The sequence below is a fragment of the Pseudooceanicola endophyticus genome (assembly GCF_018760365.1).
GTDB lineage: Bacteria > Pseudomonadota > Alphaproteobacteria > Rhodobacterales > Rhodobacteraceae > Pseudooceanicola > Pseudooceanicola endophyticus.
The window spans coordinates 283299-305395 of the sequence record NZ_JAHIAB010000003.1 but is presented as its reverse complement, the minus strand read 5'-3'; the positions used below and the strand labels follow the sequence as shown (position 1 = coordinate 305395).

16 protein-coding genes and 1 tRNA gene are annotated in these 22097 nt (G+C 67.7%); 13 read left to right on the top strand and 4 right to left on the bottom strand.

Features of this window, described 5'->3' with window-relative positions:
* Nucleotides 1-61: 61 nt before the first annotated feature.
* The 4 genes from KM176_RS07740 to KM176_RS07725 are packed head-to-tail and all read left to right on the top strand — an operon-like array spanning nt 62 to nt 5122.
* A complete protein-coding gene (locus tag KM176_RS07740; protein WP_160893082.1) occupies nt 62-943 on the top strand; it encodes a carbohydrate ABC transporter permease in 882 nt (293 codons plus the stop codon).
* On the top strand, nt 943-1794 hold the full coding sequence (locus KM176_RS07735; RefSeq protein ID WP_160893080.1) for a carbohydrate ABC transporter permease: 852 nt from the start codon (nt 943-945) through the stop codon (nt 1792-1794). Before KM176_RS07740 ends, KM176_RS07735 begins: the two co-directional genes overlap by 1 nt.
* Before the next feature lie 9 nt (nt 1795-1803).
* Nucleotides 1804-2931 carry an ABC transporter ATP-binding protein gene (locus KM176_RS07730; protein WP_160893078.1) on the top strand — a complete coding sequence of 376 codons (1128 nt, stop codon included), beginning with the start codon at nt 1804-1806 and terminating at the stop codon, nt 2929-2931.
* Between the two features lie 34 nt (nt 2932-2965).
* Nucleotides 2966-5122: a beta-galactosidase gene (locus tag KM176_RS07725; protein ID WP_160893076.1), complete on the top strand. Its 2157-nt coding sequence runs from the start codon at nt 2966-2968 to the stop codon at nt 5120-5122.
* Here KM176_RS07725 and KM176_RS07720 read toward each other — a convergent pair.
* The 4 genes from KM176_RS07720 to KM176_RS07705 all read right to left on the bottom strand — a co-directional run bounded on the left by KM176_RS07720 (nt 5077) and on the right by KM176_RS07705 (nt 11346).
* Nucleotides 5077-6279: an ROK family transcriptional regulator gene (locus KM176_RS07720; RefSeq protein WP_202397770.1), complete on the bottom strand. Its 1203-nt coding sequence runs from the start codon at nt 6277-6279 to the stop codon at nt 5077-5079. The two genes, KM176_RS07725 and KM176_RS07720, sit on opposite strands and share 46 nt — an antisense overlap.
* Before the next feature lie 418 nt (nt 6280-6697).
* Nucleotides 6698-9361 carry a methyl-accepting chemotaxis protein gene (locus KM176_RS07715; RefSeq protein ID WP_160893074.1) on the bottom strand — a complete coding sequence of 888 codons (2664 nt, stop codon included), beginning with the start codon at nt 9359-9361 and terminating at the stop codon, nt 6698-6700.
* A gap of 52 nt (nt 9362-9413) precedes the next feature.
* Nucleotides 9414-10322, bottom strand: a complete 909-nt coding sequence (locus KM176_RS07710) for a substrate-binding domain-containing protein (protein WP_160893072.1) — start codon at nt 10320-10322, stop codon at nt 9414-9416.
* 145 nt (nt 10323-10467) lie between these two features.
* Nucleotides 10468-11346 (bottom strand): LysR family transcriptional regulator, encoded by an 879-nt coding sequence (locus tag KM176_RS07705; RefSeq protein WP_160893070.1) that lies wholly within the window; start codon nt 11344-11346, stop codon nt 10468-10470.
* Between the two features lie 276 nt (nt 11347-11622).
* Here KM176_RS07705 and aroQ point away from each other — a divergent pair, with 276 nt between their 5' ends.
* From aroQ to KM176_RS07660, 9 genes are all read left to right on the top strand, one after another.
* On the top strand, nt 11623-12063 hold the full coding sequence (aroQ, locus tag KM176_RS07700) for a type II 3-dehydroquinate dehydratase (RefSeq protein ID WP_160893068.1): 441 nt from the start codon (nt 11623-11625) through the stop codon (nt 12061-12063).
* Between the two features lie 4 nt (nt 12064-12067).
* A complete protein-coding gene (locus KM176_RS07695) occupies nt 12068-12922 on the top strand; it encodes an amidohydrolase family protein (RefSeq protein ID WP_160893066.1) in 855 nt (284 codons plus the stop codon).
* A 120-nt stretch (nt 12923-13042) separates the two neighbouring features.
* On the top strand, nt 13043-14389 hold the full coding sequence (locus KM176_RS07690) for an MFS transporter (protein ID WP_202397769.1): 1347 nt from the start codon (nt 13043-13045) through the stop codon (nt 14387-14389).
* A 139-nt stretch (nt 14390-14528) separates the two neighbouring features.
* Nucleotides 14529-14603, top strand: a tRNA-Asn gene (locus KM176_RS07685).
* Nucleotides 14604-14866: 263 nt separating this feature from the next.
* Entirely contained in the window at nt 14867-15796 is a 930-nt protein-coding gene (locus KM176_RS07680) for a helix-turn-helix domain-containing protein (RefSeq protein WP_160893064.1), read from the top strand.
* 155 nt (nt 15797-15951) lie between these two features.
* Complete coding sequence (locus KM176_RS07675; protein ID WP_160893062.1) at nt 15952-17367, top strand: purine-cytosine permease family protein; 1416 nt, start codon at nt 15952-15954, stop codon at nt 17365-17367.
* 201 nt (nt 17368-17568) lie between these two features.
* Nucleotides 17569-18636, top strand: a complete 1068-nt coding sequence (locus tag KM176_RS07670) for a diguanylate cyclase (protein WP_160893060.1) — start codon at nt 17569-17571, stop codon at nt 18634-18636.
* Nucleotides 18637-18952: 316 nt separating this feature from the next.
* Complete coding sequence (locus tag KM176_RS07665) at nt 18953-19954, top strand: hypothetical protein (RefSeq protein ID WP_160893057.1); 1002 nt, start codon at nt 18953-18955, stop codon at nt 19952-19954.
* A 213-nt stretch (nt 19955-20167) separates the two neighbouring features.
* Entirely contained in the window at nt 20168-22093 is a 1926-nt protein-coding gene (locus KM176_RS07660) for a hypothetical protein (RefSeq protein WP_160893055.1), read from the top strand.
* The last annotated feature ends 4 nt before the right edge of the window (nt 22094-22097 follow it).

The following is a 22097-nucleotide window of genomic DNA, read 5'->3' as shown; positions in this document are numbered from 1 at the left end:
CCGTACCCTTTCCGGGCCGCGTAGCGGCGGCCCGCCGACCTTCCCAGAAAACGGACACACCATGCTCCGCACCCGCCGGTCCCTGAGACACCGCGCGACCCCGGCCCTTCTGCTGGCGCCCGGGCTGCTGCTTTTCCTCGTCGTCATCGTCTTCTCGGCGTTGCGCACCTTCTGGATTTCCCTGCACGCCTGGGACGGGTTCGGCCCGATGACCTGGGTCGGCCTGTCGAACTATGCCGAGCTTTGGGGCGATCCGCAGTTCTGGGTGTCGCTGCGCAACAACGTCATCTGGCTGGCGGTCTTCCTGCTGGCCCCGCCGATGGGGCTGGCCATCGCGCTGCTGGTCAACCAGAAGATCCGCACCATGCGGCTGGCGAAATCGCTGTTCTTCATGCCGCTCGTGCTGTCGACCGTCACCGTGGGCGTCATCTTCGTCTGGTTCTACGATCCCAGCTACGGCCTGCTGGCGCTGCTGTTCCATGCCTTCGGTGCCAGTCCCCCGGCGGTGCTGTCCAGCGACACCTGGGTCACCTTCGCGGTGGTCTTCGCCGCGCTCTGGCCCCAGGTCGCCTTCTGCATGATCCTGTTCCTGGCCGGGCTGAACACCCTGGACGAGGAAATCATCGGCGCCGGGCGGGTCGACAATGCGCGCGGCTGGCAGATGCTGCGCCACATCGTGCTGCCGCAACTGCGCCAGGTGGCCTTCATCGCGCTGGCGATCTCGATGATCGGAGCGCTGCGCTCCTTCGACATCATCGCGGTGATGACCAGCGGCGGGCCCTTCGGCTCTTCCACCAACCTGGCCTACCAGATGTACCAGGAAAGCCTGTTCTCCTATCGCTTCGGCTACGGCGCGGCGCTGGCAACGGTGCTGTTCGCCATCATGATGGTCTTCATCGTCTGGTACCTCCTGCGGCTTCTGCGCGACGAAAGGAGCGCCTGATGTATCCCCGTCAGATCCCCGAAACCCGACCCGTCGCCCGTCTGGCCTATGCGGCCTGCGTCTGGATCGTGCTGGCCGTCTGGCTGCTGCCGGTCTTCGCCATCATGCTGACCGCCCTGCGCACGCTCGAGGATGTCATGGCCGGCAACTACTGGGGCTGGCCCGACCGCATCAACCTCTGGGGCAACCTGGTGGCGGTCTTCACCCAGACCGACATGCTGCGCTATTTCCTCAACAGCCTGATCATCACGCTTCCCTCGACCGCGCTGGTCCTGATCCTGTCGACCATGACCGGCTACGTGCTGGCGCGGCACCGCTTTCCCGGCGCCACGCTGCTATTCGCGACCTTCATCGCCGGCAACTTCATGCCCCAGCAGGTCTTCATGATCCCGGTCCGCGACCTGATGGTCTCGCTCGGGCTCTACGACACCTTCGGCGCGCTGATCATCTTCCACGTGGCCTTCCAGACCGGCTTTGCCACGCTCTTCATGCGCAACTTCATCGCCGCCCTCCCGAACGAGCTGTTCCAGGCCGCCCGTGCCGAAGGCGCCAGCCCCGGCCAGGTGCTGGTCCAGATCGTCGTGCCGCTGGTGCGCCCGGCGCTGGCCGCACTGTCGATCCTGCTCTTCACCTTCATCTGGAACGATTACTTCTGGGCCATCGTGCTGACCCAGACCGATGCGGTGAAACCCGTGACCGCCGGCCTCGCCAACCTGCGTGGCGAATGGGCCTCTTCCTGGAACGTGATCTCCGCCGCCACCCTCTTTGTCGCCATCCCCCCGGTGGTGATGTTCTTCCTGATGCAACGCCACTTCGTCGCCGGCCTGACCATGGGCGCGGTGAAGGGCTGAGGAATGCCAATGTCTGACGTCAAACTGACCTCCGTCCAGAAATACTATGCCGCCTTCCACGCATTGCGCGACATCGACCTGACGATCCAGCCGGGCGAGTTCGTGGTGATGGTCGGCCCCTCGGGCTGCGGCAAGTCCACGCTGCTGAAATCCATCGCCGGCCTCTCCGACATCACCTCGGGCCGTATCGAGATCGCCGGTCGCGATGTCACCCGCACCGATCCCGGAGAGCGCGGCATCGCCATGGTCTTCCAGAGCTATGCGCTCTATCCGCACATGAGCGTGGCGCAGAACATGGGCTTCGGCCTGAAGATCATGAAGCGTCCCCGGGCCGAGATCGACGCGGCGGTGCGCGCCGCCGCCGAGATCCTGCGCATCACCGACGTGCTGGACAAGAAGCCCGGGCAGCTCTCGGGCGGGCAGCGCCAGCGCGTCGCCATCGGTCGGGCCATCACCCGGCGCCCCGATGTCTTCCTGTTCGACGAGCCGCTGTCGAACCTCGATGCGGCGCTGCGCACCCAGATGCGGGTCGAGCTGGCGACCCTGCACAAGCGCCTGGGTGCGACGATGATCTACGTCACCCATGACCAGGTCGAGGCCATGACCATGGCCGACCGCATCGTCGTCCTGCGTGCGGGCCGCATCGAACAGGTCGGTGCCCCGCTGGAGCTGTACCGCAACCCGGTGAACCATTTCGTTGCCTCCTTCCTGGGTGCCCCGCGGATGAACTTCTTCGAAGGGCGCCTGCGCGACCTGAGCGCCGGCGCCACGCTCGAGGTTCCCGGCCTGCCCGAGGTCACGATCCCGGCCCTTGCCGCGGATCACGGGCTGCGCCCCGGCAACCGGGTGACGCTGGGCCTGCGCCCCGAACACATGCGCATCGACGGTCGGGGCGTGACCACCCCGGCCACTCTGCGCCTGGCCGAGGAACTGGGCCGAGAGAGCGTGCTTTACGCCGATGCCGGAGCGCTGCGCACCACCGGCTCCGACACCGGCACCGAAAGCGTCACCCTGCTGCTGGGAGCGGGTACGCCCCCGCCCGAGGGCAGCACCCTGCAAATCGGCTTCGATCCCGCCGACGCCTACCTCTTTGCCGAGGACGGGCGCACCGTCACGGCGCCGAAAAGCGCCCCGTGACATCCCGACGTCATCCCGAACCGAAGGACACCCCATGAAGAAGACCGCCCCCGCGCCGCTGTCCGCCTGGCGCCCGCTGAACCTTGACGCCTTCCTGATCGGCGTGCCGCACTATCCCGAACATGTCGATGAAAGCCTTTGGGCGCGCGACGCGCAGCGCATGGCCGAGGCCGGATTCAACGTCGTGCGCATGGGCGAATTCGCCTGGCACCTGTGGGAACCCCACGAAGGCCATTTCGCCTTCGACCTTTTCGACCGCGCCATTGACGGGCTGGCGAAACAGGGGATCCGGACCATCCTGTGCACCCCCACCGCGACGCCGCCACGCTGGCTCAGCCAGGCCCATCCCGAGATCCTGCGCGTCGATGCCGCGGGGCGCACCGCCTCGCATGGATCGCGCCAGCATGGCGACACGACCTCCGACGTGCTGCGCGCCCATTCCCGCCGCATCACCCGCGCCATGGCCACCCATTACGCCGGCAACCCCAATGTCATCGGCTGGCAGACCGACAATGAGCTCAACACCACCACCTCGCTCAGCTTCTCGCCCAGCTGCGAGGTTGCCTTCCGCAAGTGGTGCCACCTGCGCTACGGCACGATCGAGGCGCTGAACGCCGCCTGGGGCGGACATTTCTGGGCCACCCATTACGATCACTTCGATCAGGTCGTGCTGCCCTACCCGGACAATCCCGGCCATGTCTCTCCGGGGCACCGGCAGGATTACCACCGTTTCCTCGCCGCCGCGACAGCCGCCTTCCAGCGCGACCAGGTCGAGATCCTGCGCGCCGCCAATCCCGACTGGTTCCTGTTCCACAACCTCGGCCAGCTGGAGGACATCGATTTTCGCGGCACCTTCTCCACCGATCTCGATTTCCTCGGCTTCGACATCTACCCGATGCTCTACGACGAGATGCGCCGCCATGGAGGCCATGCCCACAGCCAGGCGCTGCATCTGGACATCTGCCGTGGATTCACCGGCAATTTCATCGTGCCGGAACAGGCCTCGGGGCTGGGATCGCAGCCGCTATTCTCAACCATGACGCCCGAACCCGGGGAAATGCGACGCATGGCGCTCAGCTCCGTGGCACGGGGGGCGGACGGGCTGATGTTCTTCCGCTGGCGTCCCGCCCATTTCGGCGCCGAGATCTACTGGATGGGCCTGATCGATCACGATGACCAGCCCCGCCGCCGCTATGCCGAGGCTTGCCATTTCGCCCGGGACATGGCGGCGCTGAAGGACGCACTGCCGGGCAGCAGCGTGCGCATCGACGTCGGCATCGCCGGGGGGGATTTCGACAACCAGGAGGCCTATCGCACCTACCCGATGGGCCTGCCCTCGCCGCTGGAGGATGCCACGCTGCTGCACCGCGCGCTTTACCGGCGCAACATCGCCACCGGCTTCGTCCACCCCGAGGATGACCTGTCGCGGCTGAAGGCGCTCTACGTGCCGCACTGGCTGATCTGGGATCCGCGCTGGACCGACGCCCTGCGCCGCTTCACCGAGGCCGGCGGGCAGCTGATCGTCTCGGCCATGACCGCCACCCGGACCCGCGACAACCATATCCTGACCGAGCTGGCGCCGGGCATGGGCCTGGGCGAACTGCTGGGCGTCCGGGTCGAGGAATTCGGCCGTATCGTGGCCCCCGGGCAGGACGGTCTTTTCGCACCTCCGGCCCGGCCCGCGGGGTTCGGCCCCGGTGGTGCGCCCCTGCCCGCCTGTTCCGCCGGCCGGCCCCATCACCTGCGGCTGGGAGAGACCACGCTGCAGGCCGGGCATCTCTACGAAAAGCTGATCCTCGCGCCCGATGTCACCCCTCTGGCCCACTGGGCGGACCGCTGGCTGGAGGGCGCCCCGGCGCTGACCGCGCGCCCCCTTGGCCGGGGCCGGGCGCATTACCTCGGCACCTACCTGACCGAGGCGCTGGCCGAGGCGCTGATCGAGGCGGTGCTGCTGCCCGCCGGCATCGCCCCCCTGCTGCCGGATCTGCCCGAAGGGGTCGAGGCGAGCGAGCGCCAACATCCCGGGGGCGACCGCCTTCTTTTCCTGCTCAACACCACCGACATGCCGCGCGAAGTCACGCTGCCGCAACCGCGGCGCGACCTGCTGAGCGGGGCGCGGTTGGGACCGGTGTTCGCGCTGGAACCCTACGGCGCCGTCGTGCTCAGTTCCACGCCGCCCGGCTCCGGCTGATCGCCCGCCGGCGCGGCCTCGAAATCGAAGACCTGCTGCACCGCGACGGCAGCCGCGCCGGCCATCCAGTAGAAACTGCTGTCATCAACGAAGACCGGGGGGGGCGGCGCGCGGTAGAACTGCCTCGCCAGCGCCGCCTCGAGCGGATCAAGGAAGGCGCGCCCCAGGGCCACCGCCTCTCCGCCCAGCACGATGCGCTCGGGATCGCTGACCGTGCACCATTCCGCCAGATGCCGGCCGATCACCTCTCCGGCCTCGGCCACGAAGGCCCGCGCGGCGGGATCGTGTTCGGCCAGCGCCGCCTCCAGCGGAAGGGCATGGGCCTCCGCCCACCGCCGGGCCAGCGAGGCCGCGGAATACCAGGCCTGCAGGCATCCCCTGCGACCGCATTCGCACATCGGCCCGGTCGGATCATGCAGCACATGGCCGACCTTGCCCGCCGTGCCCACAGCCCCCCGGCGCACCTTGCCGTCCGAGATCACGGCGTAACCGATACCCTCACCGACAGCGAGGGCGGCGAAGTTCTGACAGGCCTGGCCCAGGCCGAACATGTGATGCGCCAGTCCAAAGGCCAGGGTATCGTCCTCGATGAAAACCGGCAGGGCCAGCGCCTCCGACAGCATGGCGGCGATCGGCACATCGTTCCAGCCGAAGCGGTGGCTGCGGATGCAGAGCCCGCTGTGCGGATCGATCCGTCCGGGCACCGACAGCCCGACCCCCAGGATCGGGCGCCCGGCGCCATGGGCCATGGTGACCCGGGCCACGGCCTCAGCCGCCGCCGCGACGACCGCCCCGGGGCTGAGGTCCGCGGGCGGGACGCTTTCACTGTCGATCACGTTGATGCCGAAATCGGTCAGGATGCAGTCCACCCGTTCCGGACCCACCTTGACACCGATGGCCAGATGCCCGGCAGTGTTCAGCATAAGCGGCACCGGCTTGCGCCCGCTGCCGTTGCGCTGCGAGGTGCCGGCGATCAGGTACCCCTCGTCCAGAAGGTCGCCGACGACATGGCCCACCGCCGCCGGACTGAGGCCCGTTCGCTCCGCCAGTTCGGTCCTGCTGAGGCCGCCGGTCATCCGGATCAGGTTCAGGATGAGCCGGCGATTGATCGCCCGGCCTGTCTTCTGATCAATCTTCTTTTTCTCGGTGAAGCGCATGGCAGAAGCTTATGCGTTCGACCCGCAGGGCGCAATCTGAGACACTTTGCCAAGGCGCGGTCTCTTGCGAAGGCGCCGCAGCATCCTGCCCGCTCCGGGCCAGGTCCAGACGACAGCCGCCCTTACATGCCCGATCATCCTCCGGCCCTGCAAAGGGCGCGAGGCGATCCCGCGATTGCCCCGGCCCTTAGGCTTTGCAATGGGCCTGTTTTGGGACGGGCCTTGGCCCAAAGTTGCCCCGCTCCCTGCACCCTCCTGCAGGATCGTTGACCCGCCACCACGCGGTGCCGCGCGCCCGTTCGGAACTGAGCCAAGGGGACAGGGCCCGAATGGCCACGCCCAGCTGCGCTGGGTCTTCTGCCACAGTGGCCTCGGGCAAAGGTCAGGTTCCGGTACTCACCCGGACGGAGCGACCGGATCACCATTCCTCCCAGCCGCTGGGGTCGGCCTTTTCCTGCACCGTGGTGATTTGCTGCGGGCGGGCGTTGCGGGCGGGTGCAGGTGCCGCCTTTGCCATGCCACCGCCGGTGCCTCCGGCCCCGGTGCGGAAATTCGACACTTCGCCGACCAGGGTTTCGGCCGCGCTCGCCAGGTTGACCGTCGCCGCGCTGGTTTCCTCGAACCGTGCCGCATTGTGCTGGGTCGTGCGATCCAGCTGCGAGGCCGCATTGTTGATCTCGTCGAGGCGGCCCGCCTGTTCCTGCGACGCCTCCGAGATCGAGCGCATATTCCCCGCCATGGTGTCGATGCTTTCGATCAGCTGCTTCAGGAAGTTCCCGGTGCTGTCGACCAGAGTGGTGCCGTTGACCACGTTCTGGTTGCTTTCGCTGATCAGCTGCCGGATCTCGCCCGCCGCATCGGACGAGCGCTGCGCCAGGTCACGCACCTCCGAAGCGACCACCGCGAAGCCGCGACCGGCCTCGCCGGCCCGCGCCGCCTCCACACCAGCGTTCAGCGCCAGCAAGTTGGTCTGGAAGGCAATGTCATCGATCACCCGGATGATCTCCACCACTCGCTCGGAGGACTGGTTGACCAGCTGCATGGCGCTGATCGTGTCGTCGACGACCTTGCGGGCCTCATCCGCCCGGTTCTGAGTGCCGGTCACGATCTGCTCGCTTTCCTGGGCGTAGCGGCTGGAGTCGCGCACGGAGATCGTCAGCACTTCCAGTGCCGCCGCCACCTCTTCCAGAGAGGCCGCGGATTTCTCGCTCTGGCGCGCCAGATCATCCGAGGAACGGCTCAGGTCGCCCGAGACTTCCATGACCGACTCGGCATTGCTGAGGATCACCGAGATCGTCGTCGAAAGGTTCGACAGGGTCTCGTTGAAATCGACCCGCAGCGCCTCGTAGCCTTCCGGGAAGGGCCGCTGGATCTTGTGGGTCAGATCGCCCTGACGCAGCTGCGTCAGGCCGGTTGCCAGTTCCGACACGATCTGCTCCTGCTCTTCCATGCGCGCGCGGCGCTCGGTTTCGGCCTGCTGCTCCAGCTCCCGGGCTCGGACCATGTTGTCACGGAAGATGGTCAGGGCGGCGATCATGTCGCCGATCTCGCCCCGGGCCTTGGGCAGGCCATCAAGCGCCGTCATGTCCTGGCCGGACAGGCGCCGTGTCGCCTCGGTCACCCGGCCCAGCGGGCGCGACAACCAGAGGTAGAGGAAGATCATCACAACCACCAGCAGCGCCACCGCCGCTCCGGCAATGCTGACCATCCGCTGCTCCGCGGAAGCCGCATCGGCCAGCAGGGTCCGGCCATTGCCGTCGATCGTGTCCAGCGCGCCCAGCGTGGCATTGCGCACCAGCTCCGCCGTTGCGGCAATCGCCGCCGCGCTGACCGAAGAGGCCTTTGCGGCCGCCTGCCGCGCCTGCAGCGTGGCAATCCGATGCGCACCCATCCCGGTCTCTGGATCCGACAGCGCCATCAGCTCGCGGGCCTGCCGGTTCAGGCTGGGCGCCACGGAATTCATTTCCTCGACCACCGGGTCGCGCTCCCGGTTCAGCGCGGTCTGGGCCTTCTGCACCGCCGTGACCGTCTCGCCGCTGGCCAGCTGCATGATCCCCAGCGAAAAGCCGAAGGCATGTTCCGACAACCGCGCCAGACGTAGCAGTTTCGCCACGTCGCCGTGGATCAACTCGGTGATGCGGGTCTTGTTCTCGGCCCCCGCTTCGCTGGCGCGGGTTTCGAGCGCGGCGCGCAGGCCGTCGACGGCCCCGGCAATCGCCGCTTCGCTCTGGCTGCGCAGCTCCAGAAGCTGGTCGGGCCGACGGCTGACCACCCGGTCCGGATCCAGCGTCGACTTGCCCACCAGCAGGATCGTCTGCAAGGCCACCGCATCCAGCGGCACCCTGTCCTGGGCCAGAAGCTCCGGCAGGGCCGCCTGATATCGGGCCAGGGCCGCGCGCCCGGTCTCGATCAGCGTCTCGCGCAGCGTCGGATCCTCAAGCTGCGACAGCGCCACGATGGAACCGGTGAACAGGTTCAGATCCGCCTGCAGCTGAAGGGCCGTGGTCAGCAGCCCGAAATCCTTTTCCACCAGGGTCTGCAACGTGCCGTCGATCTGCTGGATGGTCAGCTGAGAGCCCGCTTCCATCAGCGCGACGCCGCGGTTCTGCAGGCCCGTCAACTCGGCCGAGATCCAGCGATTGGTCAGCTGAAGCCTCTGCGTCGCCCGCTCCCCGGCCTCCAAGGCCGCGAATTCCGCCGCCCGGGCATCCACCAGCGCGGTCACGCTGCTGAGGATCTCGTCGGCATGGGCGGAAAACTTGCCTTCCGTGCCGTCGATCGCCTCGGCATCCTTGCGGAAATCCTCGGCGGTCTTGTGCGCATTGGCCTCTGCGGTCTCCAGCTTTTCGGGCGTTTCGGCCAGCAGGATGCTGGCGAAATCATCCTTCAGCGCGCCGCTGCGCACCAGCAGCCGCGTGCTGGCGCTGATCTCCGGCAGATCCTGCCGGACCATTCGTTCGAATTCCCCCGAGAAGGACCGGAAGACAAGCAGCCCGGTCGCAACCGCGGCAAAGGTCGCGGCGCTCATCAGCAGCATGAGGAAACCGACGCGAACGGTGATCTTGTTGAGGAAGGCTGGCATCAGGACAATTCCCAAGTGAACGGAAGGGCCGCGCCCGGCGGCCCCTCTCGGGTCATTTCATGTAATTGGCGCGGTTCTCGGGGGTCACGAGCTCGAATGGCACCCAGAGGAACTGTTCGGCCGTGTCGCCCTCGACGAAGCGCTTTGCCAGATCGACCGACCCGTTGGCCTGCCCGGCGGCATTCTGGAACACGGTGACGTCGAAATCGCCGGTGGCCAGCGCGGCCAGGGTATCCGGCGTGCCGTCGATGCCGGCGACAATCATGTCCTGGGGACCGATGCCCGCCGCCTTCAGGGCCTTGAGCGCCCCGTGGGCCATGGCATCGTTGTTGGACACGATGGCGTCGAAGGTCAGCCCGTCGGCCAGCCAGCCGGCCACCAGGGTCTCGGCCGGGCCGGGCTCCCAGAAGGCCTCCCCCTCGATGATGGCGCTGATGCCCTTGCATTCGGACGTGTCCAGCACCGAATGCACCGCCTCGGTGCGCACCCTTGCCGCATTGGTCTCAAGGTTGCCGATCAGCACCGCGATGACACCCTTGCCGCCCATCAGGCGGCAGACCTCGGTCATCTCCAGCGTGCCCGACTCCGTCTCGTTCGAGCCGACGTAGCCCTGGCCCGCCGGCAGCATCGAGCTGTTGATCGGTTCCTGGTTCACGTAGACCAGCGGCACCTTGCCCGCCGCCATTGTGGTGGCGATGCCGTTGTCCGGCTGGATCGGGTTGACGATGATCGCATCGACACCGGCGGCCACGAATTCCTCGACCTGCTTGACCTGCAGGGCGCCGTCGCCCTTGGCGTCCTTCAGCACGATCTGCACGTCGTCCCGCGCGGCATAGGCCGCCTCCAGCCCCTTCACGAAGGCAAAGCTGGCATCCGCAAGGGTGACCCCGATGGTCGTCTGAGCCCCGGCACCGGTGGCATGAAGCGCCGCAATGGCGACACAGCCGAGAAGTCGGCGCATGTGAAATCCTCCTGTCAAGCACGACATCTCCCGTCGCGCGGCCCACTTTTCGTCGGATTTCGGTAACAGGAGGTGAACTGGGCCCCAGGAATAGTGACGAGTTGAACCGATTTCGCGGCACCGGGGGGCTGCGGGCCCCGCCGGGCTAGCGCGTCAGCGCTTCGACAAGGCGGCGGATATGGGCCGCGGCGCCGCTGCCGCGCGACAGCACGGCGGCCTCGCACCAGGGGCTGATGTCGCTGAACGGGATGGTGCGCACCCGGCGGCGCGCCCGGGCGATGCTTTCGGGCACCACCGCGACGCCCATGCCGGCGGCGACCATGCCCAGCATGCTGCTCATGTCCTCGATCGGGCGCTGGCTGGCCGGGCGCACGCCGTGACGTTCCAGCAGCGCCCGCACCACCTGCCCCAGCCCGACGCCCTGGGGATCGCCCATCACCACCACGTCCAGCCCCTCCAGCGCCGCCACCGGCACCCGGGTCTCGCCCGCCAGGCGATGGCCCTCGGGTACCGCAAGCGCCATCGGCGAACGGGTGAAGGTCTGCACCCGGATCGAGCCCGCCACCGCCGGCAGCGGCATCCGCATCACCGCGACGTCCAGCTCTCCCTCCGCCATCTGCGCCACCGCATCGGCAACGCGCAGCGGGCGAAAGTCGATCTCGATCTCGGGATTGGCCTCGCAGAAGATCCGCAGCCGATCCGGCAGCAGGTCCTCGCTCATCAGCGAGGTCGAATAGCCCATGACGATCACGCCGCGCTCGCCGCGCCGCACCGTCTCGATCTCCTGCTCGGCCTGGGCGACGCGTTCGACCACCGCCGAAAGCGCCGGAAGCACCAGCTGCCCGGCCTCGGTCAGCTCCACCCCCCGGGCGCGGCGGCGGAACAGCGTGAGACCCAGCTCCGCCTCCAGCGCATGGATCTGCTGGCTGACCGCAGGAGGCGAAACCGAAAGACGCTCTGCCGCATGACGGTAGTTCAGCGTCTCGGCCGCAGTCACGAAGACGTGAAGTTTCCGCAAATCCATCAAAATCCTCCCCAGAATTAAGCTAAGCTTACCATTAATCTTTGATCATACCATTGTCTTGCTTTCTTCATCGCCCTAGCCTCCCCCTCGGGAGGAGCTGGGAGGACTGTGCCGTCGACGGACGGACTCCCGTACCCCTTCCCCACGAACCAACTGCTCGCCGGAACGTGAAGTCCCGGTCGTCGCATTGGCGTTCGCGCAGTGGCACAGATCAGCCCGCGACGCCGCCCGACGGCCCTTCGCAGCAACGGTGGCGAAAACAGAAAGTCTCTCTCGATGGCACGCACCGTCCATGTCCTGAACGGACCGAACCTGAATCTCCTCGGCAAGCGGCAGCCGGAAATCTACGGCCGCGACACGCTGGAGGATGTCGAGCGCAACCTGCGCGCCCTCGCCGCCGAACACGGGGTCGAGATCGGCTTTTTCCAGTCGAACCACGAGGGGGCGCTGGTGGATCTGATCCACGCCGCCCGCGAGAGCGCCGACGCGATCATCATCAACCCCGCCGCCTATACCCATACCTCGGTCGCGATCCTGGACGCGCTGCACACCTTCGAAGGCCCGGTCTACGAGTGCCACATCACCAATGTGCACAAGCGCGAAGCCTTCCGGCACCATTCCTACGTCTCGGCGCGCGCCGACGGGGTGATCGCTGGCTTCGGGATCGACGGTTACCTGATGTGCCTGCGCCGCGTCGTTTCCCAGCTGGGCTGGTAACCCCATGCAGAGCGAGCTGATCGGCGCGCCGAAGATCGACTGTCACCTGCACCTGTTCGATCCCGCCCGTTTCCCCTATGCGCCCGACGCCCTCTATCGCCCGCAGGGCGCCGAGATCGCCACGCGTGAACAGCTGCTTGCGGTCTTCGCCTCGGCCGGGGTGGAGCGCGCGCTGCTGGTGCAGCCGACCTCGGGCTACGGCACCGACAATTCCGCCATGCTGGATGCCATCGCGCGCTCGGGCGGGCTCTGGAAGGGCATCGCGCTGGTCGCGCCCGACATCAGCCATGACGCCCTCGCCGATCTGAAGGCGCAGGGCATCGTCGGCGTCGCCTACCTGATGGCCGGCGCGGCACCGGGCGCCTTCCGCGATCACGCCGCGCTGACCGAGAAGCTGGTGGACCTGGACATGGTCCTCGACATCCAGTTCGAGGGCGACGGCATTTTCGAGGCGCTTGAGGTGATCGGCGACAGCCCGGTGCGGCTGGCGATCGACCATTGCGGGCGCCCCGACCTGCGTGCAGGGATCGACAGCCCCGCCTTCCGGGCGCTGCTGGCGCTGTCCGAGCGCGCCGCGCCCACCGTCCTCAAGCTGTCGGGGCAGCACAAGTTCGCCCCCTTCCCGCATCCCTTCACCGCCGCCGATCCCTTCCTGGCAGAGCTGCTCGGGGCCTACTCCCCGGCGCGCACCGTCTGGGGATCGGACTGGCCCTTCCTGCGCGTCGAGGAACGCGTCGATTACGGGCCGCTGCTGCCGCTGGTCGCGCGGCAGCTGCCCGACCCCGACGACCGTGACCAGGTCTTCCGGCGCACCGCGCTCGGGATGTTCTGGGACACGGTCCCGACCGGAGCCAGCTAGCCCCCGGTCGTCTCATCCGGCCGGGACCGAGGATCCCGGCTGCTCTCTCATCACCAGACACACCTGTCAGGGAACAGTTACCAGAGGCGGCGCAGGACGCCGCCACACGGAGGAGAATACATGGTCGATATCGAACATGAGATGGGCGGGACGCGCAGCGCGTCCCAGTCCGCAGCCAAGGCGCAATCCCCGGCATCCGGCAAGGCGGCCCTGGCCGCCTGGATCGGCAGCGCCCTGGAATACTACGATTTCTTCATCTACGGCAGCGCCGCGGCGCTGGTCTTTGCCCGCATCATCTTCCCCGCCGACGATCCCAGCATGGCGACCCTGCTGTCGCTGGCGACCTTCGGCGTGGCCTATGTGGCCCGCCCCCTCGGCGCCTTCGTCATGGGCTACATCGGCGACGTTTTCGGGCGCAAGGTGGTGATGCTGCTGACCCTGCTGGGGATGGGCATCTGTACCTTCATCATCGGCCTGATGCCGACCTACGACCAGATCGGCATCTGGGCCCCGATCGCGCTGGTCAGCCTGCGGATCTGCCAGGGCCTCGCGGTGGCGGGCGAACAGTCCGGCGCCACCTCGATGACCATCGAACATGCGCCCGAAGGCCGCCGCGCCTTCTTCTCCAGCTTCACGCTGGCGGGGACGCAGGGCGGTCAGGTGCTGGCGACGGCGGTGTTCCTGCCGCTTTTCGCCCTGCCCGATGACCAGCTGCTGAGCTGGGGCTGGCGCATCCCCTTCCTGCTGTCGATCGTCGTCATGGCCATCGCCTGGTGGATCCGCCGCAGCCTGCCCGAGCCCGACGCCTTCGAGGAGGAGCGCGAACAGGGCACCAAGGACAACCCGCTGAAGGCGCTCTTTGCGCTCGGCTACCTGCCCGACGTCGTGCGGGTGCTGCTGGCGGCCTTCGCCTCTGTCACCTCGACGCTGGCGACGATCTATGCGCTGAACTACGGCGTGGAGACGATGGGCGTCAGCCGAACCACCATGCTGACCATGCTGATCTGCGCCAACCTGGTGGCCCTGGTGGCGATCCCGGCCTGGGCGGCCGTCGCCGACCGGATCGGGCGCAAGCCGGTCTTCATCATCGGCTCGCTCGGCAGCGCCCTGATGATCTGGCCCTTCATCTGGTCGATCACCCAGACCAACGTGCCGATGATCTACGTCACCGGCATCCTGATGTCGGGCGTGGTCTACAGCGCCTATTCCGGCTCCGCCTTCGCGCTGTTCTCCGAACAGTTCGAGACCAAGATCCGGCTGTCGGGCATGGCGATCGGTACCCAGTTCGGCTTTGCCATGGGCGGCTTCGCCCCGACCATCGCCGCAGCCCTGGCCGGCCCCGGCCTGACCCACTGGGTCCCGGTCGCGATCTTCGGCTGCCTGACCTCGACGGTCGCCGCCATCTCGGCCTTCTCCATGCGCGAGACCTTCCGCGCGCCGCTTTCGGCGCTTGGCCGCAACCGCTGAACAGCCCCGGGATCCGGGCCTTCGGGCCCGGGTTCCGGACCCGGTTCGGACCTGCCGCCACGGCAGGAATTTTTCCGGCAAAAATCGCCACGCAACGGCTTGCGGACCCGGAATCGCATCGCTATACACCGCCACATGTTCCGGCGTAGCTCAGCGGTAGAGCAGTTGACTGTTAATCAATTGGTCGTAGGTTCGATCCCTACCGCCGGAGCCATAGAAAGCCCTGGGTCGCAAGACCTAGGGCTTTTTTGCTGCCCGCTGGCACCACGCCCCGGCCTCGGTCGCGCATTGTTCCGGACATGACAAATCCATTTGCGATTCCATACCGTTCATTTTCCGGGCAATCGGATCCCGAAGCAGTCTAAATTCAAGGCGGATGCGCAAAACACCGGCTGTTTTCCCGGCAATTGCCGCGTCGCGGATGCATATCCGGGCACATCCTGTATTGTACCGGGTCAGCAGCATGAGGTGAGCGGAATGGAACACCTGACCACGGCCCATCAGGATACCCGCGCGCAATACGATTTCTGGCATGACATCGTCGAACGCTCCTACGCGCATTGCGACGGGCTGAGCCGGACCCCGCGCGGCTTTCGGGCAGAGATCGAGATCGCCAAATGCGGCGAGGCGGAGATGACCGCGCTGTCCTCCGATCCCGTGCGCTACACCCGGACCGAACGGCACATCCGGCGATCTCAGACCGATTCCTTCTTCGTTTCGGTGATGCTGGAAGGCGGCGGACGCTTCCGCCAGAACGACCGCGCGGTGCTGCATGCCCCCGGCACGGTGATGATCTACGATTCCGCCCGCCCCTACGAATACGACTATGCCGAAAGCTACCGCACCATGCTGCTGCGGGTGCCGCGCCCGATGATGGAAGCCCGGATGCTGGGCGTGCGCGACCTGGGCGGCACGCTGATGACTGCCGACCGCCCCCAGGCCTCGCTGATCCGCGGCCTGGTCGGCAACCTGATGGAAACCGCCCGCGACGGAGAGCTGCCCGACAGCTTCATCGCGCCCGCGCTTGACCTGATCACCGGCGCCTTCGGCCATGGCCGCCCGCAGGACCGGGCCGCCGTCGCCGGCCGCAACCAGGCCCTCAACCGGATCAAGCGCTTCATGCTGGAGCACCTCGGCGACGAGGAGCTGAGCGTCGCCGGCATCGCCACCGCGCAGAACATCTCCGTGCGCTCCCTGGGGCGGGCCTTCGCCGCCGAGGGCACCACCCCGATGGCCTGGCTGCGCGACCGCCGCCTGGCCGAGGCCCACGCCCGCCTCAGCGAGGGCCGGGGCCGTTCGGTGACCGAGGTCGCCTATGACTGCGGTTTCCGCGACCTGTCCTATTTCGGCCGCGCCTTCAAGAAGGCCTATGGCATCACGCCGCGCCAGATCGCCAGCCCGCACTGACCCTGCCGGCCTCTGGCCGGAAAGCACGATAATCTGGCCTCCCAGTCCGAGCCGCCCCGTCCGCCGAAAGCTAGGCTGCCTCAGGCCGGACGGGAGGGCCCGGATCCCCCTCTGGCAGCACCGCAGCCCGGCTGCGTAATGACATGGGGGTACAAATGTCGTCCGAACCGCTCCTTGAAACACGCTCCTTCGATTTCGTCCCGGAGAGCGAACGCCACGGCAACGTGCGATCACAGGTCCAGCTATGGTTCATGGTGAACGCCCAGATCCTGACGATCTATACCGGCGCCGTCGGCATTGCCGCCGGCCTGTCGCTGGGCTGGGCACTGCTGGCGATCGTCGCGGGGTCGCTGGTGGGCACGCTGTTCCAGGCCTTCCACGGCGCCCAGGGACCGGTGATGGGCCTGCCGCAGATGATCCAGTCGAGGGTGCAGTTCGGATCGCGCGGCGTGCTGCTGCCGATCCTGGCCGCGACCCTTTCGCCCTTCGGCTTTGCCGTCTTCCTGATCCAGACCGCCTCCTATGCGGTCGGCGACGTGACGGGCATCGGCGCGCTTCACCTGCTGCAGATCGTCATCGCGGCTCTGGCCGGGCTGATCGCCATCGTCGGCTTCCGGATGGTGATGAAGATTGAAAAGTTTGCCTCCTGGCTGACGCTGATCAACTTCGCCCTGCTGACCCTCGCCGTCTTCACGGTACTTCCTGTCGGCACGCTGTTCGCCACGGGCGGGGTCTCGGCGCATGGGTTCTTCCTGCAGTTCGGCGTCTCGGCGATCTACCAGCTGGCCATCGCGCCCCTGGTCTCGGACTACACGCGCTACCTGCCGGCCAAAACCAGCGGTGCCAAGGTCTCGGCCTCGGTGTTCTTCGGCACCACCCTCTCGGCGGTCTGGCTGGAGGGGATCGGCGCCGTGCTGACCGCCGCCTTCCCCGGCCTCGACACCATCGCCGCCGTGCGCCAGCTGGGCGACAGCTTCGGCTTCGGCCTGGGCACCTTCACCATGATCGTCGCGGCACTGAGCTGCCTGATCACCACCTCGATCACCGCCTACAGCGGCACGCTGGCGCTGATCTCGGGGCTGGAGGCGTTCCGGCCGCTGAAACCCACCGCCCGGCTGCGCTTCGTGTCGATCAGCATCGGCATGGTACTGGCGGTCCTGGTCAGCTTCGCCCTGACCCAGGACACGCTGAACGCCTTCGGAGCCTACCTTGCCCTGCTAGGCTACGTGCTGATCCCCTGGACCGCCGTCAACCTGACCGACTACTACTGCGTGCGGAAGGGCCGCTACTCGATCACCGACATCATGCGCCCGGACGGCGGGCTCTACGGCACCTGGGGCGGCATCGGCCTGATCAGCTATGTCGTCGGCTTCCTGGCCATGGTGCCGTTCTTCAGCTCGGCCCTCTATACCGGCCCGATCGCGGCGCATCTGGGCGGCGTGGACATCTCCTTCGTGGTCGGCCTCGCGGTTTCCTCGCTGCTCTACCTGCTCCTGGCACGCCGCCTGGACCTTGGCCAGGAGATGGCGGCCGTCCGCGCCGCACCGCTGAACACCTGGGGCCATTCCTGACGCGGCCACCGCAATCCGAAATCCTTCGAGGGGGTCGCGCCCGGCGCGGCCCCCTTGCCATGTCCGGCCCCGTCCAACCTTCGGGACAGTTTACAAACCCCGAAAGACACGCAACATATTCAAATTCGCCATTTAATCTGCATCAATACAGGAGCAGGCGAATTCGTCCAAAAGGGGCCGGCAGTCAATGGAGGGCGCGACTTGGCAAGTTTCTCACTCGTGATCCTGGGCATGGGCCTGATGGCCCTGGTGTCCTTTGCCTACAGCTATACGCACCAGAAGGTCCCGCTGCGCTGGCTAAGGCATGTCCTGCTGGGATTCGCCTTCGGCGGCGCCGCCGTGATTTCGATGAACACGCCAATCCAGCTGGGGCCGGGGGTGATCCTGGACGGGCGCAGCCTGTTCATCGGCTTCGCCGGTTTCTTCGTCGGGCCGATTGCCACCGCGATCTCGCTTGCCATGGCGGTCTCCTACCGGATCGTGCTGAGCGGCCCCGGCATGCTCAGCGGGATCTCCGGCATGTGCATCGGCGCCGCGCTCGGCCTGTTCTGGTCGCTGCCGGCGCTGCGCGGACAGGACCTTTCGCTGCGCCGGCGCGCGCTGATGGGGCTGACCTTCGGCCTGACCATCCTGCCGGCCTTCTTCCTGCTGCCCAGCGACGTGCTGACCCGGCTCAGCCAACTGATCCCGGTGATGCTGTGCTACTACGTGCTGGCCACGATGATCTTCGGCGGCTTTCTTGAGTTCGAGCGCCGCCGCGCCCGCCGCGAACGCTACCTTCAGCAATGCGTCAACCTGGATCCGCTGACCGGAGTGCTGAACCGCGCCGGGCTGGAAGAGGTGTTCAATACCCGCAGCAGCGAGGCCACGCCGAACGGGCGCTGCCTGCTGCTGGTAGAGATCGACGACTTCGCCCCCAAGAGCCGCCGTCACGGCCGCGCCTTCCGCGAAACCGCGCTGCGCCGTACCGCTGCGGCGATCCGCGACGGCATTCGCACCTCGGACGAGCTGGCGCGCACCGGTGAGGCCGAGTTTGCCATCATGCTGATGAATGTCGACCTGAAGATCGCCGCGCTGATCGGCCAGAGACTGCAGAAATCCATCCGCGAATTCACCAGCTTCACCGATATCGAGATCAGCGCCAGCATCGGCGCCACGCACTGGCCCGGGGATCTGTGGACGCTGGAGCAGGCGCTTCAGGCGGCAGATTCCTCTCTCTACGAGGCCAAGACCATGGGCGCGGAACAACTGCTGTGTCGCGCTGGTTGACGCAACGAAATCCATGAGATTCAGAGGGTTGCGCGCCTTTCTGGCAGTAGCATTAACCAATCGTTAACCAAACCCGCCACACAGTCCCCCAAGGTCCGCCCCCTGCATCTTCGCTTCGGATGATTAGTCCCTGACGCGGCGCAAGGTTCTCTCACCCCACACTCCGGGGGCACGGCCCGGTGCGGCGGTCGTCATCACCCGCCGCACCCCCATCCGTCCCATTTGCCGCAGTTTTTCGCGCTCCGACAGCTGTCGGGGCTAGGTCGCGGCAGGTTCCGCGCCTATCCTGCGCGCGCAACCCAGACGGGAATCCCTCGTGCCGCCGCCCGCCTCACCTTCGCCCGCCTTCAACGTGATCCTGATCGCCCAGGCCGGGCGCCTGCAATACGAGGCCGCGCTCTTCGCCGCCTCCCTCAGGGCCCGTTCCCCGGGATTTTCCGGCCGGCTGATCGTGGCAGAGCCCCAGCCCGGTCCGCTCTGGCCCGAGGACCCGCGGATTTCCGACCCGGAGGTCCGCCGCCTGCTGCTGGATCTGGGGGCCGAGATCACGCCCTTCGACAGCCGCCATTTCGGCAGCGCCTATCCCCATGGCAACAAGATCGAAGGCCTGTGCGCCCTGCCCGATGCGCCCTTCGTCTTTTTCGACAGCGACACGCTGATACTGGACGAGCTGACCTCGGTGCCCTTCGATTTCACCCGTCCCTCGGCCTCGCTCCGGGTCGAGGGCAGCTGGCCGGTGATCGAGCTTTACGGACCCGGCTACGGCACGATCTGGAAAAGCCTCTACGACCAGTTCGGACTGGATTACGAAAGCTCCCTCGACCTCGGCCAGCCGGATGAATACTGGCGCCGCTACCTCTATTTCAACGCCGGCTTCTTCTACCACGAAAACCCGGCCCGCTTCGGGGCACGCTTCCTGGACTATGCCTGCCGGATCCGCGACAGCCCCCCCGAACCGCTGACCTGCCAGAGCCTGACCCCCTGGCTGGATCAGATCGCCCTGCCGCTGGTGATCCACGCATTGGGCGGCGGGCGGGACGCGCTGGCGCCCGGCCACCTGGACGGGCGGGTCAGCTGCCATTACCGCTTCCTGCCGCTGCTTTACGCCCGCGAGGCCCCCGCCGTCCTGGACGCGCTGGAGGAGATCGCGGCGCCGAACCGCATCAAGAAGGTGCTGAAGGGGCACGAAGCCATGCGCCGGATGATCTACCAGGGACGCGGTCGCAAGATCCGCACCCTGATCGAAACCGAGGGACTGCCACGCCGCGAGCAGGCCCTGCGCAACCGGTTGAAACGCGCGGGTTTCTGGATGCGCTGAGCAGCTTCCCCGGCGTCGCATTTCCGCCGAAGCCCCGCGCGGGCGCTTTCTCCGCGCGCCGTCGCGCGTTAAGGTGAGGGGCTTCTTCCGGATTTTCGTCGTGGTCTGCGGCGAAGGCCCGACGGACCCAAAGCGGAAGGGTCGTATCAGGAGGAGAGCCGGGCAGAAGACCCGGGCCCCGCCACCGACCAGACGACGAGACCCAGCCCGAGCATGCGACCGAATTTTGCCCTGAACTTCCTGCCCGAAGGGCTGGACCTTCTGCATCGCCTGCCCCCCGCCGCAGGGGCCCCCGACGCGGCCAGCCGCTGGGAAACCGTGGGGCATGTGCCCTTCGAGGCCCCGCGCTTTGCCGAAGGGGTGGCCGCGCTGAAGGCCCGCGCCGCCGAACTCTACCCGGCGCCCTACTATTGCACGCTGGTGCTGCCCCGCGATCAGGTCCGTTTCCTCGAAGCCGTGGTCACCGGCACCGAGGAGATCGAGGATCAGGTGCGCGCGCGGCTTGACGGGGCCACGCCCTACCCGCTGGAGGATCTGGCGTATTGCTGGCAGGAGGATGACGACGGCCGGCTGCGCATTGCGGCCATCGCGCTGGAAACGCTGGAGGAGGCCGAGCGTTTTGCCATCGCCCAGGGATTCGCGCCCGTCACCTTCATGGCCCAGGGCGACCCCGAGGACAGCCTCTATCCCGAAGCGCCCTGGTTCGGCGCCACCTTCTGCGCCGAAACCCTGCTGGAGGGCGAAAGCCCGGAACCCGAGCGCGGCGAACCGGTGTTCCCGCTGACCCCCGGCCCCGAGCTGGCCGAGGCGCGCAGCGCCGTGCCGCTGGCCGCCCCGCAGCAGCCCGGCACCGAACCCGTGGTGCGGGCCGCCGAGGCGGCGCTGCACCAGCGCCCCGATCCGGTGCGTGCGCCTGCCGCGCCGCAGCCCAGTGCCGGCCTGTCGGACGAATCGAGCCGCATGACCGTCTTCGGTGCCCGGGGCGTGCGCGGCCCGACCCCCGCCGGCGGTCTGCTGCGCGGACTGATCCTGCTGCTGGTGCTGATCGCCCTTGCTCTGGGCGGCTGGCTGGCCCTGAAGGGACCCGGCGCGTTTTCCGACCTCAGGCTGCTGTTCGGCGCCCCGAGCGAGACCGGCGATGTGCTGCAAAGCCCCGCGCAGACCACCGGGGCCGATGCCCCGGTCGGAGATGACAGCCCCCAGGCGCGCGATCCGCATCCGACGCAGATCGCCTCCGGCCAGGTTGCCACCCCCGCCGAAGCCCGCGCCCGCTACGGCGCCACGGGCATCTGGCAGCGCGCCCCGGCACAGTCGCCGGTGCCCCAGCCGACGCAGCTGGGGCAGATCACCTTCCCGCAGATCACCGCCGCCGACCGCGTCGGCGCCACCCAGGCTCTGCCCGCGCCCCCCGGCCTGCGCCCCGGCACGGGCTTCCGCAGCCCGCCGAACCCGCCACCCGCAGACGAGAAGTTCGCGCTGGATTCCCGCGGGCTTGTGCCCGCCACCACCGATGGCGCAGAGACCCCCCAGGGCGTCATGGTCTATGCCGGCCACCCCGAGGTGCTGCCTCCCGCCACCGTCTTCCCCGAAGCGCCCGTGCCCGAGGCGGCGAGCGATCCTGAGGCCGCCGATCCCGCCACCGCCCCCGGTGCCGATACCCCCGTCGCCAACGGTCCGGTGACCGCGCCCATCACCCCGCGCAAGCGCCCCGAGGGGCTGGTGCCCCCGGAACCCGAGGCGCCGCCGGTGCCCGAGGGCTCCCATGCGGCCGAGGAAGGCCTGCGCCCCAGGCCCCGGCCCGAGAATTTCCAGGCCAAGGTCGCCGCCGCCCAGGCCAAGGCCGCCGCCGCCCCGCCCGCGCCCACGCCAAGCGCCCAGACCGTGGTGCCCGCCCGCCCGAGCCCCGCTTCGGTCGCCCGCACCGCCACCGACAAGAACGAGCTCAACCTCAAGCAGGTGAACCTGCTGGGCGTGACCGGAAGCACCTCGAAACGCACCGCTCTGGTGCGTCTGGGCGACGGCAATGTTGTGCGCGTGAAAGTTGGCGATACTCTGGACGGGGGCCGCGTCGCGGCCATCGGCGAAACCCAGCTGCGCTACATCAAGAACGGGCGCAACATCCTGCTCCAGATGCCCTGAGGTC

Bases quoted from the DNA above. Each gene is read 5' to 3' on its own strand.
- KM176_RS07740 (WP_160893082.1), top strand. From the start codon at position 62: ATGCTCCGCACCCGCCGGTCCCTGAGACACCGCGCGACCCCGGCCCTT.
- KM176_RS07735 (WP_160893080.1), top strand. From the start codon at position 943: ATGTATCCCCGTCAGATCCCCGAAACCCGACCCGTCGCCCGTCTGGCC.
- KM176_RS07730 (WP_160893078.1), top strand. From the start codon at position 1,804: ATGTCTGACGTCAAACTGACCTCCGTCCAGAAATACTATGCCGCCTTC.
- KM176_RS07725 (WP_160893076.1), top strand. From the start codon at position 2,966: ATGAAGAAGACCGCCCCCGCGCCGCTGTCCGCCTGGCGCCCGCTGAAC.
- KM176_RS07720 (WP_202397770.1), bottom strand. From the start codon at position 6,279: ATGCGCTTCACCGAGAAAAAGAAGATTGATCAGAAGACAGGCCGGGCG.
- KM176_RS07715 (WP_160893074.1), bottom strand. From the start codon at position 9,361: ATGCCAGCCTTCCTCAACAAGATCACCGTTCGCGTCGGTTTCCTCATG.
- KM176_RS07710 (WP_160893072.1), bottom strand. From the start codon at position 10,322: ATGCGCCGACTTCTCGGCTGTGTCGCCATTGCGGCGCTTCATGCCACC.
- KM176_RS07705 (WP_160893070.1), bottom strand. From the start codon at position 11,346: ATGGATTTGCGGAAACTTCACGTCTTCGTGACTGCGGCCGAGACGCTG.
- aroQ (WP_160893068.1), top strand. From the start codon at position 11,623: ATGGCACGCACCGTCCATGTCCTGAACGGACCGAACCTGAATCTCCTC.
- KM176_RS07695 (WP_160893066.1), top strand. From the start codon at position 12,068: ATGCAGAGCGAGCTGATCGGCGCGCCGAAGATCGACTGTCACCTGCAC.
- KM176_RS07690 (WP_202397769.1), top strand. From the start codon at position 13,043: ATGGTCGATATCGAACATGAGATGGGCGGGACGCGCAGCGCGTCCCAG.
- KM176_RS07680 (WP_160893064.1), top strand. From the start codon at position 14,867: ATGGAACACCTGACCACGGCCCATCAGGATACCCGCGCGCAATACGAT.
- KM176_RS07675 (WP_160893062.1), top strand. From the start codon at position 15,952: ATGTCGTCCGAACCGCTCCTTGAAACACGCTCCTTCGATTTCGTCCCG.
- KM176_RS07660 (WP_160893055.1), top strand. From the start codon at position 20,168: ATGCGACCGAATTTTGCCCTGAACTTCCTGCCCGAAGGGCTGGACCTT.